Origin of the sequence: Flavobacterium hankyongi (genome assembly GCF_036840915.1) — a bacterium.
Lineage (GTDB): Bacteria > Bacteroidota > Bacteroidia > Flavobacteriales > Flavobacteriaceae > Flavobacterium > Flavobacterium hankyongi.
In genome coordinates this window covers 136591-152564 of record NZ_CP085725.1, presented here as the reverse complement: position 1 = coordinate 152564, position 15974 = coordinate 136591, and the positions used below count along the sequence as shown (strand labels likewise).

Sequence of the window (15974 nt, the reverse complement as noted above, 5' to 3'; positions counted from 1 at the left end):
AAAGTCACTTATTTCTGACTTCAAATTTCGAATTTCTAAATTTTATTACGGTAACCATTTTTTCTCAAAGTTAGGCTTGCGCTTTTCAAGGAAAGCATCACGTCCTTCTTTAGCTTCTTCTGTCATGTAGGCTAAACGAGTTGCTTCACCGGCAAAAACTTGTTGACCAACCATTCCGTCGTCTGTTAAGTTCATTGCAAATTTTAGCATTTTGATAGATGTAGGTGATTTACCCAATACTTCCTGTGCCCACTCATAAGCTGTATCTTCTAATTCGTCATGAGGAATTACAGCATTAACCATTCCCATTTCGAAAGCTTCTTGAGCTGAATAGTTTCTTCCTAAAAAGAAGATTTCGCGAGCCTTTTTCTGTCCCACCATTTTAGCTAAATATGCCGAACCATATCCTCCGTCAAAGCTAGTTACGTCAGCATCGGTTTGTTTAAAAATAGCGTGTTCTTTACTTGCTAAAGTCATATCGCAAACCACATGCAATGAATGTCCGCCACCTACAGCCCAACCCGGAACTACACAAATTACAGCTTTTGGCATGAAACGAATTAAACGTTGCACTTCAAGAATATTTAATCGGTGGTAACCATCGTCACCAACATATCCCTGATGACCTCTTGCCTTTTGATCTCCTCCACTACAAAACGACCAAACACCATCTTTGCTTGAAGGTCCTTCAGCAGAAAGCAAAACCACTCCAATTGAGGTATCTTCCTGAGCATCATGAAACGCAACTAATAATTCAGCAGTTGTTTTAGGACGAAATGCATTTCTTACATCAGGTCTGTTAAAAGCAATACGGGCAACACCATTGCATTTTTTATAGGTAATATCTTCAAACTCTCTAGCGGTTTTCCACTCTATTTTACTCATTTTTTATAGTATTTGGGCGTTCCCACTCCTTTGTAGTGGTCGGGCTTTTCGCAGTGCATGGTACATTGCTACAATCCCTAACGCATATTCGACTTTAATTCAATTTTATCGTAAAATTAAATTATTTAAACTAAACTAAAATGGTCTTATAAAAAGAAATCTTACAAGTTATCACCAAAGTGTTAAAATCGTAAAAAAAAGTGTTACTTATTAGCATTGTAATCCAAAATTTTTTATTTTTATACAACTGAAAATCAACAAATTAGTAGTTGGTTATTTTAGTTCACTGATTTATTAATTTAAAACGAAATTATTGAAAAAATCTGTTTTAATTGTCGCTCTTACATTTGGTGCATTGCTTACAAGTTGTAACAAAAAAGTAGAAGAAACTAATCAAGAACAAATGCCCACTGAGGAAATAACACAAGAGGTTGTAGATAGTACTCAAATTGATACAGTAGCAACTATGGTTGAACCAAAGGACTCGATTAGTAAACCATAATTAAGACTTCAGTCCTTAAAATTATTAATAAACCACAGTTAATAAAGCGAATATTGATTTTGTACTAAACAATCCCCCCGAGTTGTTTGAAGACAAAAACAAAGAAAAAATTGGAATAAGAAAAAGGTTAATGTTAACGATTGCCTTTAGTGAAAGGAATTATTCCGAAAAAGTTTATTTAATTTTTTGATTAGTAAAGATGTTATTATCACTTTACGTATGTTATCGGTTATTCCAAAAGTATAAGTTTGGAGTAATTTGAGAGAAATGCCAACTGGAAAAGGTTGGCATTTTTTGTTGTAAGAATTAAAGTAAATAAATCCCGTCTTCTTTTATATCGATTAGCTTTTGTTTGTACAAAGTCCCAATCGCTTTTTTGAAGGTTTTTTTACTCATTTTAAGCACCGTTTTGATATCTTCTGGGTGAGAATCATCGTTTAAACGTAAAAAACCTCTACTAGCTTTAAGTTCGTCAATAATGTATTGTGCACTAGGTTCTACTTTATCAAAACCAAGTTTAGAAGCTGAAACATCTATTTTACCATCAGGTCTAATGTGTTTTATGTAACCAACGATACGATCACCAGTGCGTAAATCGTCATACACTTCGTTTTTATATAAAAGTCCTTTGTGCTTTTCGTTTATGATTACATTGATACCAACTTCTGTAATGTGAGAAACAATTAAGTCAACTTCTTCACCTTCTTCAACTGTGATATTTTTATTGTCTAAAAACTGGTTTGTTTTACTAGAACCTACTAATCGTTTGGTTTTGTCATCCATGTACATATAAACCAAATAACGCTTCCCTTGTTCCATAGGTCTTGCTTGCTCTTTAAAAGGAACAAACAAATCTTTTTCCATTCCCCAATCCATGAAAGCACCAAATTGGTTGGTATAATTTACTCTTAACAAAGCAAATTCGTTTAAATAAATATAGGGATCAAGTGTTGTTGACACGGGTCGTTCTTCGTGGTCTAAGTAAACAAAAACTTCGATATCCTGACCAATTTCAAATTCTTCAGGAACATATTTGTTAGGTAATAAAACGTCATTTTCTCCATCAGTAAGATACAATCCTACTTTTGTGCTACGTGCAATTTTAAGCACGTTAAATCTTCCTATTTCTATCATTTTCTAATAATAAGACGACAAAGGTACAAACTTAAATTAATAAAAAAACCACGCCTTTAAGCGTGGGTTGTATTTAAAATCTTTCTTTTTATTTATACACACTTTCTTTTTTAAAGTGCTGCGCTAGTAAATAATACACAACAGCTCTATATTTATTTTTATTAGATCTTCCGTATTTTTCAATTACAGCATCAATTCCCTTATCTAGATCTGGACCGTCTTTTAATCCTAATTTATTAATTAAAAAATTGTTCTTAACGGTATCTAATTCTGACTGCTGAGAGCCTGAAACTGTTGCAGCATCTGGATTGTAAATTGATGGTCCGCACCCTATTACAACTTTAGTTAGGAAATCCATATCTGGAGTAACACCACATTTATCTTTCAAATCTGCTGCATATTTCACAATTAATTCATCTCTTTTACTCATAATTGTATCGTTTATGTTTAATAGTCTTTCAAATTTAATCTTTAAAACACTAACATTAAACTATTTATAAGAAAATTTACTGCTTTTTATTTCAAGTTTTTAAAATAGTTTAATAAAACCTGATCGTTACTTTTTGTTGGCGTAAATATTTCTAATATAGATTTTGAGTCTGTTGCAAAAAATGTTTCTAAGTTTTGTTCCAAAGAAGCAACATTTGAAGCCGATTGGTATTCGAAGTGATACATTTTTGCCAAATGTTCTGCAGTTAAGCAATGTGATGTTTCAAAATATTTATTAAACGTATTGGTTTCCTGATGACCTGGTAAAATTCTAAAAATACCACCACCACCATTATTGATCACAATAATTTTGAAATCATTAGGAATATACTCATTCCACAATGCATTACTATCATACAAGAAACTAATATCACCCGTGATTAAAACAGTTTGTTCCTTATTCATTATTGAGGCTCCAATAGCTGTCGAAGTACTTCCATCGATACCACTGGTACCTCTGTTACAAAAAACAGAAATATTTTTATCTATAGGAAACAACTGTGCATAACGAATGGGCGAACTATTGCTTATTTGCAATTGTGCATTGCTTGGAACTTTTGATAAAATTTTCTCAAAAACCTTAAGATCAGAAAATTCGATAGATTTTAAATATTCACCATGTTTAATTGCTCTTTGATTTCTAATCTGCAAAGCAGTATGCTGATAATTTGATTCTATCGAATTAACTTTGGACAAAAATTCTTCAAAAAAAGTATTTGGGGTCACTTCAAAATGCTGAGATAAACAATCAAAGGTATTGTAAGCACGTAACTCATCTATATGCCAATGTTGTTTAGGTTTATACTTTCTTAAAAAAGCCTTCACTCGTTTTGACACTATCATGCCTCCAAACGTAACCAAAATTTCTGGTCTAAAATTTTGAAAATCCTCATCCGTAAACGGAGTAATAATAGTATCAATGTTGGTGATAAAATTATCATGATGCACATTAGAAGTAACTTCGGTCATGACAACTACTGAAGCATCATTTCCTAAAATATTTAAATACTTTTGATCTATAGCTTTAGGCTCATTCCCTCCTATCAGAATCATTTTTTTAGACGATTGATTCCAAAGTGTAATAAACTCCTCTACATTAGGCTTCTCTTTCTTTTCTGGAACCAAATTAACCAAACTAGGTTTTACCGAAAGCCCTTCAACAACTTCATACAACGGTTCTTCAAAAGGGACGTTGATGTGAACTGGTCCTTTTTTGGATATTGCTAAAAATATGGCTTCCTGAATTTTTAAGTCATTTTCTTCAGATGCGTCTTCCAACAAATTAGCATTGTATAAAATGTGATTGACATACACGTTTTCTTGACGAATGGTTTGTCCGTCACCAATGTCAATTTTATCATGTGGTCTGTCTGCCGAAATAACAACCAAAGGAATTTGATTGTAAAAAGCTTCGGCAACCGCCGGATAATAATTAAGCAACGCAGAACCCGAAGTACATACTACAGCAACTGGTTTTTGTATTTGTTGTGCAATTCCAAGAGCAAAAAAAGCAGCACAACGCTCATCGGCAATACTATAACAAGTAAAAGCCAAATTATTTGTAAAGCCAATAGTTAACGGTGCATTTCTGGAACCTGGAGAAATTACTATGTGTTCAATTCCTTTAGCTTTACAAATTTCAATAATACTTTGTGCTAAAGGTATTTTTGGGTAAATCATTCTTTAAAAAAATAGGTTCACAAATATACAAAGTATTTTAATCAGTTACGAATTATGAGTTATGAGTTACATTTTGTTTTACTCGGCTTTACTCGGCTTATGTACGGCTTTGATACGGCTTAAGGTTGGAGTATAGTCAAGGCATTATTTACTTCATTTGTTCTTTAGACACAAATTTATATGACTAAAGATTTTTATTTTTTAAAAAACATTATTTTTGAATTATTATAAGCCTTTAAAAATGAATTGGAAAGCCAAAACCGTTTTGCATAAAAACACTCCTAGAATTGCTGTTTATTTTGAAAAAAACACAAAACTTATTTCACAAATTAAAACTTTTGAAAATGCTTTATGGTCTTCCAGTCAAGGATATTGGCATTTACCAGATACAACAGAAAACCGATTATACTTTAAAATTCCGCTTACTTATACTTTAACTCCCAACCAAGAAGGGATAGATAGCATTACAATATTTAGAAATTATTTAGCCTCTAAACGTTATAGTTCAAACACAATAACTACCTATTGTGATGCTTTAAAATCATTTTTGACTTTTTTTAATACAAAACCTATAGATCAAATCACTAACGAAGATGTAATTTTATATAATAATAGCTATATTTTAAAAAATAAATTATCATCTTCTTATCAAAATCAAATTGTAAATGCTATAAAGCTATTTTTTAAAACGGTTAAAGAAAAGACTATTGAAGTTGAAAAAATTCATCGTCCAAAAAGAGAAAAAAAGCTTCCGAATGTTTTAAGCAAGGAAGAAGTTAAACAAATTATTACTTCACCTATAAACATTAAGCATCGAGTTATGTTGAGTTTAATTTATTCATGTGGATTACGTTGTGGCGAATTATTAGCCTTAGAACCCCAGCATATTGATTCGAAAAGAAACATTGTTATTTTAAAAAACTCAAAAGGCAAAAAAGACAGAATTGTTCCGTTAAGTCCAAAAATACTAGAATTACTTCGAGAATATTACAAACTTTATAAGCCAAAATTTTATTTATTTGAAGGGCAACATCCAGGAAAACAATATTATGCAAGGAGTTTACAACAAGTTTTAAAAAATACATTACAAAAAACAGGAATTCAAAAACCTGTTACTTTGCATTGGTTAAGACATAGTTATGCAACACACTTATTAGAAAGCGGCACAGATTTACGTTATATTCAAGAACTACTTGGTCATAACAGCAGTAAAACAACTGAAATTTACACTCATGTAAGCACAAAAAACATTCAACAAATTAAAAGTCCATTTGATGATTTGTAAGTAATTTTTTTTATTTTTAAAGTCGCAATAAAACTTCGCTTATCTACCCATTTTTGGGTGTATAAAAGATAAAAAGTTGCGCATATAAACAAGTTGGCAGCAAGCTTAAGAAAAATCCTGCAAAAGACAACTTGTTTATAAAATAAAACTTCCATCAAAAATCCGAAAGATTTTTGTAGTATATTTGCTCCATTATGTTCTTTGAGATATGCTTTTTTGACCTTGTGTTAGAATTGTTTTTTAAAGTGTATTAAGTTACACAACCTTTTAGGTTCAGTTGCGAGACTATCTATTGCCCACACACTCATTATGTAGAGTTGAGTAGTATTTATTATTGTAATTATCAGTTATTTTTTTGTAACAGGAATTTATTTGGGATGAAGACGAACTACGACTAGAATTTTAATACGGGTACATTGAAATGTAACAGGCAATTGTGCCTTAATTAAAATTATATTTCAAATGAGAAAAAACAAAAAAAGCAATGTTTTGCGTAAAGCGAAACATAAAAGTCAAAATGAGAACCGTAGTTCGTTCTCGGGAAAAGTTAACGTATTTGCTAACTTGATTAAAAGATTTAAGGAGAAACCTTGGGAAACAGTAATGCTTCTGTACAGGTTTTATAATTTAATCCAATTCATTATTAAGCTCATTACTGCTCTAACTTTATTTTAACCGACATCCTAAATTATTTTCTCTAAACTTTATGAGTATTAAAACTGTTAAACATCTTGCTTTTGTTCTGAAGATTTCTCCTCAGGATTTATTGCAATTGGCCAAAACAGTTGACAACTTCTATTATACAATTAACGAACCTAAACTTGACAAGGACAACAATCCTAAATTCAAAAACGGAAATCAACTTTTTAGAACTCTAAATCCAAGTACAAAAAATTTGAAAATAATTCAGTCAAGAATTCAAAGAAATATAATATCAAAAATAGAACTTCCTGATTATGCTTACGGCGCAGTTAAGGGCAGAGATAACGTGAAAAATGCTTTAAAACATAGAGGCAAAAAATATAATTTCACAACTGATTTATCAAATTATTTTCCAAGTATAACAAATAGACAGGTTTATAATATGTTTGTCGAAAATAATTTTTCTCCAACTGTAGCAAGAGTTTTAACTCAATTAACAACTTATAATGGAAAGCTACCACAAGGCGCACCAACTTCTCCAACAATTTCTAATCTAGTATTCGTAAAAACTGGCATGAAATTACAAGCAATTGCAAACAATCAAAATTTAATATTTACTTCATTTATTGATGATTTGACTTTTTCGTCCAAGACAGACTTTAAAGAATTAATCCCAGAATTAATACAAATCGTTCTTAACGATAACTTCATCATTAGTCATCAAAAAACATTTTACAAAACTTATCGTCCGACAGTTACAGGCGTTATTGTTACAAACAATTATTTGCTTCTAACAGAAAAGTTTAAAAAGAAACTTTCAGATTTGGAAAATAAAACTCCGGAACAAATATTGGGACTGAAAAATTATGCTCTGAAAATTAAAAAAGCAAACTCTAAATAAAGCCAGCTGCCAACAGCGGTTTCGCGCTATTGCTAGTTTTTCTTGGATTGAACTTCTTTCTTCACGAAAATATTTTATCTTAGCAGAAAGTACGCAGTTCGCTGGATTCGCAACAGACGCGAAGCCGCGGAACGTTGGTAGCAATATTTCCGCAAAATCGTAAAAAAATGAACGATGAAATTTTAGACAATTTAAATGAACAACAACTTCAAGCTGTAAAAACAACTGAAGGTTATGTTCGCGTGATTGCAGGAGCAGGTTCAGGAAAGACAAAAGCTTTAACTTCTAGATTTGCATATATTGTGAATAGGCTTGGAATAAATTCTTCTAATATTCTTTGTGTAACTTTTACAAACAAAGCTGCACAAGAAATGAAGAAAAGAGTAAAAGCCATTATTGGAGATACATTTGATGTAAGCCTAATTACAACATATCACGGTTTTTGTGTTAGATTTTTACGAGAAGAAATAAATAAAATACATTATCCAAAAAGTTTTATAATTCTTGATGTTGAAGATCAAAAAACAATTTTAAGAGACGTTTTTACAGAGTTAAATATTAATTCCAAAGAATTAACATTTAAACAAGTATTAAGATTTATTTCAAAGTCTAAAAGTGGTTCTGAATATTTAAATTATATCATTGAAAACGATACAATTAAAAATAAAGAAGAAGAAAATTTACTTGAAAAGGTTTTTCAAAAATATTTAGAAAAACAAAAAAGAAATTATGCTTTAGATTTTGATGATTTAATAAATTATACAATCTATATTCTAAAAAACTTCAACGATGTTTTACTAAAATGGCAGAAAAACCTACATTACATTCAAGTTGACGAAGCTCAAGATAGTTCTGATAATCAATTTCTACTGGTAGAAATGCTTTCAAGAACGCATAATAATTTATTTATGGTTGGCGACCCAGACCAAACAATTTATGAATGGCGTGGTGCAAAACCAGAGTATTTAGTTGATTTTGATAAATTATTTCCCAATTGCGAAACGATAATAATGAACCAAAATTATCGTTCAACTCCTAACATTTTAAAATTAGGAAATCATATTATCAAAAATAATAAAATTAGAGTTGACAAAGATATGATAACTCAAAACCCAGAGGGTTTTGAAGTTGTCCATTTTCACGGACAAAATGATTTTGAAGAAACTCTTTGGGTTTCAAACGAAATTAAAGAAATTGTAAAAACTGAAAATGCCAAATATTCTGACATCACAATACTTTACAGAGCCAATCATATTTCAAGAAATATAGAACAATCTCTTATTAGAGAAAATATACCATATACAGTTTTTGGTGGAATAAAATTCTTTGAAAGAAAAGAAATAAAAGATGTTTTATCATTTTTACGCCTTATTGTATTCGAAGATGACATTTCATTTTTAAGAATGTATAATAATCCAACGAAAGGACTTGGAAAAAAATTTATCGAAAATTTAAATTCAATTGCTCAATCTCAAAATCTTTCACTTTTCAAAGCACTTGAAAAAAATATTAACCATAAAGAACTATCAAAAAAAGGTTCAATAGAATTTATAAATTTAGTTACAGAATTAAAAGAAATATCTAAAACAAAATCAATCTCTGATTTAGTAAAAGATATATTAGACAAAAGTGGTTTATCTGAACTATATAGAAAAGATGGAGATGAAGATAGATTAGAAAACATAAAAGAATTGGTCAATTCAATGATTATTCTTGAAAATGAAAATAAAGAAATTATAAACATTGAAGAATATTTACAAGAAGTTTCTTTATTTACAGATTTAGACACAAATAATGATAATCAAGACAAAGTAAAATTAATGACAATCCATATTTCAAAAGGATTGGAGTTTCCATATGTTTTTCTTTGCGGTTTTACAGAAGGAGTTTTGCCGAGTGCAATGTCTATAAAAGAACGAAGAAAAAGAGCTTTAGAAGAAGAAAGAAGGCTTACTTATGTTGCAATAACAAGAGCTGAAAAAAGGTTTTACATGACCGAATCTGAAGGTTTCAATTTTACAAACGGATTAAATAAATATCCGTCAAGATTTCTTTTCGAAATCAGTGATGAATTTTACATTAGAAAAGGAGAATTAAGCCAAGAAATAATTGAAGAAGCAAAATTACAACTTAAAAGAAATGATATTGAGAACACAGAAGTTTTCAATATTGGCGATTTAGTTTTTCACGACATTTGGAAAAAAGGAATAGTTAAAGAAGTTGATGTTGATAAAAACGAATATCTAATTGATTTCTTTGAAATAGGAAAAGAAAAACCAATTGATTTTTCTTTTCGATTTCTTAAAAAATTCGTTGATGAAGAAGTCTTAACAGATGAAATGAAAATTGAAAAACAAAAATCTGATGAAGATTGGGAAAAATATTCCAATTTAATTGAAAACGAACTTCCCAAAGAAGAAGATGTTTTTCAACAGATTAAAGTTAGTAATGATGAAATAACATTTGAAGATGAAAATATTATCTTTAACAATGAAATTTCAAATATTGAATTTAAGAATGATAATATTGAAAATATAATAAAATCGAAAATACGCAAGTTTGCAAAAAAAGAATATCCAAGCGACATTGAAATGCAAGATTACATCTTCAATAATCAATTAATAGCATTTGAATATATGCAAAATGTATCGGATATTGAAATATTTGATTTTGCAGTTAGTCAATATAAAGATGATTATGAAATGCAAAAGCATATTTACGAAAAAAATATTGTTGCAAAAAAGTTTATGAATTCTTTAATCGAAGATGAAATTAAACAAAATGCAGAATTAGATTATCCGAAAGATTATGAAATGCAACAATATATTTATGAAAAACAAATTGCGGCAAAAAAAATAATGGATGAACTACCAAATTGTTCCAAAAAAGAAAGAGCAATAAATGATTATCCAAAAGATTACGAAATGCAAATATATATCTTTGAACAATTAAATGAAGAAGAAACTATTGTGGAAGAAATTGAAATCATAGAAATTCAAAATGGAAATGTTTCTGAGGATTTAATTAATACAGAAATAGAAGAGCAAAAAAGCGAAGATAATTTGAAAAAAACTAAAAAATGGTGGCAATTTTAGTTCAAATTAATACTGCTACCAACACAGGTTTTACGCTATTGCGGGTTTTGGGCTTAATTTAAAGTTTGTTTTGTATCTTTGAAGTCAGTGCAAAACTGAAAGTTTCGGCTTCTTTAGTCCGCAACAGACGTAAAGCCTGGGAACGTTATCTGTCATTCTACCAGCGACCGTGCAAAAATCAACGAACGAAAAACATTGACATAAATTTTGTAATTTAGCGACCTAATTTTAACGAAAAAATAGAATGGCAAACAAATATGTAAACTTTATATCAGACGAACATTTACTGAACTGTATTGAAAATTTGCACAAAGCTTATTTGAGAGCCAAAAACAATATTTCTAAAAAGAGTTTTTACACCAACAAAGTTGATACCATCAAGCTGACTTTTGACGCTAAATTCAACGACATCAATGAAGACGATTTAATTCAATCTGAAATTCTTCGTCAAATTGATAAGTCAATCAACAACTCAATCGGAACTTTTCACGAACAAATTTTAGGAGGAATAAAAGGTTTTGAAGTTGGAAATTTAAGCGGTTTTGACATTAAAGCGACTGACAATACACTTTTTGCCGACATCAAAAACAAGCACAACACAATGAACAGCAGTTCAGCCGAAGCTTTGTTTCAAAAATTGGCTCGTTACGCAGACGACTACAAAAAAGCAAAATGTTATTGGGTTCAGATTTTAGCAAAAGGCAGTTTCAACGAACATTGGCAAGGCGAAATCAACGGAAAAGAATATAGTCATTCACGAGTTTTTAAAATTTCTGGTGACCAGTTTTATGCTTTACTTTCAGGGCAAGAAAACGCACTTTTTCAATTATACAAAGCGTTACCAAAAGCAATTAACGACTATTTGAAATCCGTAGAAAAAGACGACAGCATAAAAGAAAATTCGGCTTTGGAAGAAATCACTTCCGAAACCGAAAAATCAAAACGCTCTATTCTCGACCAAATTACTTTCGAGAATTACAGCTATTATTTGGGATTTGAAAAGCTGTAATATTGGTTCAAAAATTTTACAATCGAATAGCCAACTTCACGACCTAAATTGACAGGAACGGCATTACCAATTTGTTTATATTGTTGTGCCAACGAACCAGCAAATTCCCAATCATCAGGAAAAGTTTGTATTCGTGCATATTCCCGAACGGTAAACGGTCGGGTTTCGTCAGGGTGACAACGTTCGGTTTGTTTTTGTGCAGGACTGCAAGTCAAAGTTAAACAAGGTTCGTCCCAACCAATTCTACGAGCAATACCTGTTTTCCCACCGCCTAAATGGAAACTTCCACCCATAAATTCCTTTTGAATTTCCAAAGGCAAATCACGCCAATATCCTTTTGGTGGCACTAAATCTAAAACATCTTTTTTACTTTGTGGATATTTAGCTCCGTTGGATTTCGGAACATTGCTATCAAACAATTCGCCCTTTTTTAAAGCGTCTTTTAAGTTGTAAATTTTCTTGTAAGGTTTTGGATATTCGTATTTTACATCAATATCTTTTCGGACACCAACCAAAATCAAACGCTCTCTTTTTTGTGGAACTTTGTAATTTATAGCTTTCAAAACTTCAACAGGAACAACATTATAACCAATTTCATCTAAAATCGAAATCATTCCTTGCAAGGTTTTTCCGTTTTCGTGGCTCAACAATCCACGAACATTTTCGCCTATACAAATCGGCGGATTAACTTCTTTGACAACTCTTGCAAATTCATAAAAAAGTGTTCCTCTTGCATCTGCCAAACCTAATTTTTTTCCTGCATAACTAAACGCTTGACAAGGAAATCCGCCAGTTACAACATCAACTTTACCGTTGTATTCCGAGAAATCAAAATCTTTAATATCGCCTTCCAAAACTTTCCAATTCGGCCGATTTTTTCGCAAAGTAGCACAAGCAAATTTGTCAATTTCATTAAGAGCTTCGCATTTCAAACCTGCCTTTTCCATTCCGACAGCCAAACCACCCGCACCTGCAAAAAGTTCTAAAACTTTATACTCAAAATTTGGCTCAACATAATTAGAAATAGGCTCTTTTACATCAACCTGCATAAAGTTTGAAAACATCTCTAAAACTTCTGACTTTCGATAAACTCTATAATTGCTCATCGGCTCACGAACAGCTGACAATTTGCCTTCATCGTCCCACCTACGCAAAGTTTTTGTACTTTTATTCAGCATTTTTGCTGTTTCTGAAATCGTTAAATATTCACTCATAACCAAATTATACAACATTAGACATTGGTTACAAATTTAGAACAAACTTTTGAACTAACAAAACAAACGGACGAAAAAAGAACGACAGATAACAAGGGTTTTGCAAGAGAGCGGGTTTAGTACTTCGTATGAAACTTTTTCGTAAATTTGAACATTCGTGCTTCGTATCAAAGGTAGTGCTAAAAATCCGCTCCCTCGCAAAGCCCTGGAACGTTATGCGATATTTAGGAAAAACGAGACGCAATGGAAGAAGTCAATCGATATTTATGTTTTTACGAAAAGGATAGTGATAAGTTTGTTGGAGAAAAACTAATAGATAAAATCAATCTAAATGATCTACTAGAATTGATTACACCTTCAGTTTATGGATTAGATAACTTATTGTATAATTGTTACTTATTGAACGAAGAAAAACTTAGTAAATTGTCTAAATTATTAAACGAAAACATTGTCTATAATTTAGATAAATATGAATATTTTTTAGAAGCAACATCAAAATAATCTAAATCAATAATGAACAGAAATGTATGGCGGGAAAATTGGTTACGTTCTATAAATGAACTAACTTCAATCGAATTACAAGGAAAAACATGGTTCAGCAATGAAAACCCTCATTATTCATTTGTTGAATTTATGAATTGTTATTTTGACGATTTATTTCTTAGAGATAATTATAAAACTGTTTTAAATCAAGGTTTAATTACCAAACAAGAATTTGAAATAATCAAAGATTGGCATCTAAAACTGGATAATTATACAGCACCAAATAATGACGATTATAATCATAAACTTATTCTTGAAGATTTGAATTGGATATCTATTGTAAAATTAGGTGAGAAAGCCAAAAACAATTTATCCACAATTATAACTTACGAAGAAAGAATATTACTGAACGAAAAGATAAACATCGCATAACAAAGAACTGTGCTTAAAAACAAATAAAAAATGATTTATTTTTAGTTTTTAACTACTAGTTTACTTCTATAGTTTTCATTGTACTCTACTCCTGACTTTGCTATTGCAAATGCTTGTTTTAAAAGCTTGTTGCATACCGCTATTAAAGCTAGTTTCTTGCTTTTTCCTTTGTTAACTATTCGTTCATAAAGTTCCCTACAAGCTTTATTGCATTTACAAGCAGTAAAACTGCACATAAACAGTAAATTTCTGAGTTTGGAATTACCAACTTTACTTATCCTAACCTTTCCTTTTATACTACTTCCTGACTGCCTAATTACTGGAGTTAAACCACAAAATGAACACAATTGTGAACTGTCCTCAAAACGTTTAAAACCATCTGTTAAAACTAAAAGCATCATCGCTGTTTTACGTCCAATTCCTGGAATACTCTCTACCTTAGTCAACATCTCTTGTTGTTCTGATTTGACCAAAACCAACAACTCTGCTTCTAGCAAACCAATCTCTTTTTGTAAATGTTTTAGAATCTTCTTTAATGAACTAACCACTATTTTACAAGGATTACCCAATACCTCCTCTGCTTGTATTTTATTCTTTAAAGCAGCACTTTGCTTGGTATAAGTGTCTAATAATCTCAACATTTGCAAACACTGTGTCTGGTATTTTGAATAACCAAACCATAAGGGAAGCTCTTGTTGCTGACCATACAAACAAATCATCTTAGCATCTGATTTATCCGTCTTTACCCTACTCAGTTTCATTTGAATAAAGCGCTTTATCGATAACGGATTTTCTACCGATACTGCAATATGATGATCTACTAAAAAATATGCCAATTGATAATGATAATAACCCGTTGCCTCCATAACACAATGGGAAGTGGCATCCAACAATTTCAAAAACTTTAAAAAGTCTTTTAAATTGTTAGAGAATTGATAATAATTACCTGAACAATCTACAACATCAAATGTATCTTTACTGATGTCAATACCAAATGTTTTTTTATCTTTACTCATAACAAAATTTTTTTGGAAAGGACAGACTACTTGATTTTCATCACCTTAAAATCGAGATTAAATCTCACAGAACTGTTCGAAATTTAAGTAGAAAAGAGAGGGGATTATCACTGTTGACGGAATCTATAGTTCCTGCGGTTATCGTAAACCTTACTCCTCTCTTTTGTTCTTTCTGTTTATAATATAAATTTATCAATTGTAAACTTAAGGCGGTTTTGTGCAAGCGAGGTTTTGGGATTTATCGGTAAAGGCTTGGTGTTTGCATTTTCTTATTTCTTTTGGGCTTTTTCCTTTATAACTTTTCGGTATATTTGTAAGCATCAGTAATAAAAATCCTCGCCTGACACAAAGCCGGCGGGACGTTAGCAGTAATGGCACAGCAGAACGTAAAACAAACAAAAACAATAAGTTATGAAATACATAATGATTTCTTTTTTTCTTATATTTTTTAATTATATTCAAGCACAATCTTCTGAATTAGAAAATGTTGAAAAATACTTAACTGAAGATTGGAAGGAATCTTTTGAAAATTTCAACATTAAAGATTTTATTAAAGTTGACAGTATTGCTGAATTTCAAAATGTTGAAAAACAGAACTTCAAAAAGTTGGAAAAATTCTTATCAATTTACAATCCAATTATAACTTACAATAATAATCAAGAAAAATTCATTGATATTTATAGTTATCAACTTAATCTTGAAAAAAAAGATGGAAAATATTTCTCGACAAAAAATTCTGGACAAGCAATATATTTATGCGATATAAAAGCTAAATATTGGCAAAGAATTTTTTACGGAGAATATTCACACGTTATAAATGATGTAATTTGGATTGATGAAAACAATTTTATTCTTATTGGAATTGAAAAAGATGAAAATGGTAAAAACTCTCCTATAATTTATTTAGGAAATACAAAAAACAAAAATTTTGAAATATTGATTAATACAAACAAAAAATGTGTTCAAACTAATCCGACCTACAAATCGAAAAAATTAAACGCAATAAATATTGAAAACTAAAGCCACTACTGCTAACAGGCGTTTGGCAAGATTGCGAATTTTGTAGTAAATACACGTTTATTTCTCGCAAGAAATTTTATCTTTAACAGAAAATAATCAGTTCCGAAGCTCGCAACCTCGCCAAGCGCCGGAACGTTAGCGGTCATGCTACGAAAATAGTGCTAAAATGAAAAAACGACACCTTGAA

At 30.7% G+C, this 15974-nt stretch carries 14 protein-coding genes; 8 read left to right on the top strand and 6 right to left on the bottom strand.

Annotation, left to right across the window (positions count from 1 at the left end; genetic code table 11):
- Positions 1–45 precede the first annotated feature (45 nt).
- Positions 46–885, bottom strand: a complete 840-nt coding sequence (locus tag LJY17_RS00740) for a 1,4-dihydroxy-2-naphthoyl-CoA synthase (protein ID WP_264541962.1) — start codon at positions 883–885, stop codon at positions 46–48.
- Between the two features lie 313 nt (positions 886–1198).
- Here LJY17_RS00740 and LJY17_RS00735 point away from each other — a divergent pair, with 313 nt between their 5' ends.
- The gene (locus LJY17_RS00735) at positions 1199–1387 is read left to right on the top strand and encodes a hypothetical protein (RefSeq protein WP_264541961.1); all 189 of its coding nucleotides are present in this window, start codon (positions 1199–1201) and stop codon (positions 1385–1387) included.
- Positions 1388–1693: 306 nt separating this feature from the next.
- Here LJY17_RS00735 and LJY17_RS00730 read toward each other — a convergent pair whose 3' ends face one another.
- The 3 genes from LJY17_RS00730 to menD form a co-directional block, all read right to left on the bottom strand.
- Positions 1694–2521, bottom strand: a complete 828-nt coding sequence (locus LJY17_RS00730; RefSeq protein WP_264541960.1) for a CvfB family protein — start codon at positions 2519–2521, stop codon at positions 1694–1696.
- An 88-nt stretch (positions 2522–2609) separates the two neighbouring features.
- The gene (locus LJY17_RS00725) at positions 2610–2951 is read right to left on the bottom strand and encodes a DUF2853 family protein (protein ID WP_264541959.1); all 342 of its coding nucleotides are present in this window, start codon (positions 2949–2951) and stop codon (positions 2610–2612) included.
- Between the two features lie 86 nt (positions 2952–3037).
- Entirely contained in the window at positions 3038–4690 is a 1653-nt protein-coding gene (gene menD / locus LJY17_RS00720) for a 2-succinyl-5-enolpyruvyl-6-hydroxy-3-cyclohexene-1-carboxylic-acid synthase (protein WP_264541958.1), read from the bottom strand.
- A gap of 241 nt (positions 4691–4931) precedes the next feature.
- Here menD and xerA point away from each other — a divergent pair, with 241 nt between their 5' ends.
- The 4 genes from xerA to LJY17_RS00700 all read left to right on the top strand — a co-directional run bounded on the left by xerA (position 4932) and on the right by LJY17_RS00700 (position 11622).
- Positions 4932–5975: a site-specific tyrosine recombinase/integron integrase gene (xerA, locus tag LJY17_RS00715; RefSeq protein WP_264541957.1), complete on the top strand. Its 1044-nt coding sequence runs from the start codon at positions 4932–4934 to the stop codon at positions 5973–5975.
- A 706-nt stretch (positions 5976–6681) separates the two neighbouring features.
- A complete protein-coding gene (locus tag LJY17_RS00710) occupies positions 6682–7518 on the top strand; it encodes a reverse transcriptase family protein (RefSeq protein ID WP_264541956.1) in 837 nt (278 codons plus the stop codon).
- Positions 7519–7685: 167 nt separating this feature from the next.
- Complete coding sequence (locus tag LJY17_RS00705) at positions 7686–10613, top strand: ATP-dependent helicase (RefSeq protein WP_264541955.1); 2928 nt, start codon at positions 7686–7688, stop codon at positions 10611–10613.
- Positions 10614–10857: 244 nt separating this feature from the next.
- Complete coding sequence (locus tag LJY17_RS00700; RefSeq protein ID WP_264541954.1) at positions 10858–11622, top strand: Eco47II family restriction endonuclease; 765 nt, start codon at positions 10858–10860, stop codon at positions 11620–11622.
- Here LJY17_RS00700 and dcm read toward each other — a convergent pair.
- Positions 11598–12836 carry a DNA (cytosine-5-)-methyltransferase gene (gene dcm, locus LJY17_RS00695; RefSeq protein ID WP_413614502.1) on the bottom strand — a complete coding sequence of 413 codons (1239 nt, stop codon included), beginning with the start codon at positions 12834–12836 and terminating at the stop codon, positions 11598–11600. The genes LJY17_RS00700 and dcm overlap by 25 nt on opposite strands.
- Positions 12837–13079: 243 nt before the next feature.
- Here dcm and LJY17_RS00690 point away from each other — a divergent pair, with 243 nt between their 5' ends.
- The gene (locus LJY17_RS00690) at positions 13080–13337 is read left to right on the top strand and encodes a DUF7683 domain-containing protein (RefSeq protein ID WP_264541953.1); all 258 of its coding nucleotides are present in this window, start codon (positions 13080–13082) and stop codon (positions 13335–13337) included.
- 12 nt (positions 13338–13349) lie between these two features.
- Complete coding sequence (locus tag LJY17_RS00685; RefSeq protein WP_264541952.1) at positions 13350–13751, top strand: hypothetical protein; 402 nt, start codon at positions 13350–13352, stop codon at positions 13749–13751.
- Positions 13752–13792: 41 nt separating this feature from the next.
- Here the strand turns inward: LJY17_RS00685 and LJY17_RS00680 are convergent, their stop codons facing one another.
- A complete protein-coding gene (locus tag LJY17_RS00680; protein ID WP_264541936.1) occupies positions 13793–14767 on the bottom strand; it encodes an IS110 family transposase in 975 nt (324 codons plus the stop codon).
- A 411-nt stretch (positions 14768–15178) separates the two neighbouring features.
- On the opposite strand from LJY17_RS00680, the gene LJY17_RS00675 reads away from it, so the two are divergent.
- Entirely contained in the window at positions 15179–15787 is a 609-nt protein-coding gene (locus tag LJY17_RS00675; protein WP_264541951.1) for a hypothetical protein, read from the top strand.
- The last annotated feature ends 187 nt before the right edge of the window (positions 15788–15974 follow it).

Bases quoted from the DNA above. Each gene is read 5' to 3' on its own strand.
- LJY17_RS00725 (WP_264541959.1), bottom strand. From the start codon at position 2,951: ATGAGTAAAAGAGATGAATTAATTGTGAAATATGCAGCAGATTTGAAA.
- LJY17_RS00680 (WP_264541936.1), bottom strand. From the start codon at position 14,767: ATGAGTAAAGATAAAAAAACATTTGGTATTGACATCAGTAAAGATACA.
- LJY17_RS00675 (WP_264541951.1), top strand. From the start codon at position 15,179: ATGAAATACATAATGATTTCTTTTTTTCTTATATTTTTTAATTATATT.
- LJY17_RS00685 (WP_264541952.1), top strand. From the start codon at position 13,350: ATGAACAGAAATGTATGGCGGGAAAATTGGTTACGTTCTATAAATGAA.
- menD (WP_264541958.1), bottom strand. From the start codon at position 4,690: ATGATTTACCCAAAAATACCTTTAGCACAAAGTATTATTGAAATTTGT.
- LJY17_RS00690 (WP_264541953.1), top strand. From the start codon at position 13,080: ATGGAAGAAGTCAATCGATATTTATGTTTTTACGAAAAGGATAGTGAT.
- LJY17_RS00700 (WP_264541954.1), top strand. From the start codon at position 10,858: ATGGCAAACAAATATGTAAACTTTATATCAGACGAACATTTACTGAAC.
- LJY17_RS00710 (WP_264541956.1), top strand. From the start codon at position 6,682: ATGAGTATTAAAACTGTTAAACATCTTGCTTTTGTTCTGAAGATTTCT.
- LJY17_RS00705 (WP_264541955.1), top strand. From the start codon at position 7,686: ATGAACGATGAAATTTTAGACAATTTAAATGAACAACAACTTCAAGCT.
- LJY17_RS00730 (WP_264541960.1), bottom strand. From the start codon at position 2,521: ATGATAGAAATAGGAAGATTTAACGTGCTTAAAATTGCACGTAGCACA.
- LJY17_RS00740 (WP_264541962.1), bottom strand. From the start codon at position 885: ATGAGTAAAATAGAGTGGAAAACCGCTAGAGAGTTTGAAGATATTACC.
- xerA (WP_264541957.1), top strand. From the start codon at position 4,932: ATGAATTGGAAAGCCAAAACCGTTTTGCATAAAAACACTCCTAGAATT.
- dcm (WP_413614502.1), bottom strand. From the start codon at position 12,836: ATGAGTGAATATTTAACGATTTCAGAAACAGCAAAAATGCTGAATAAA.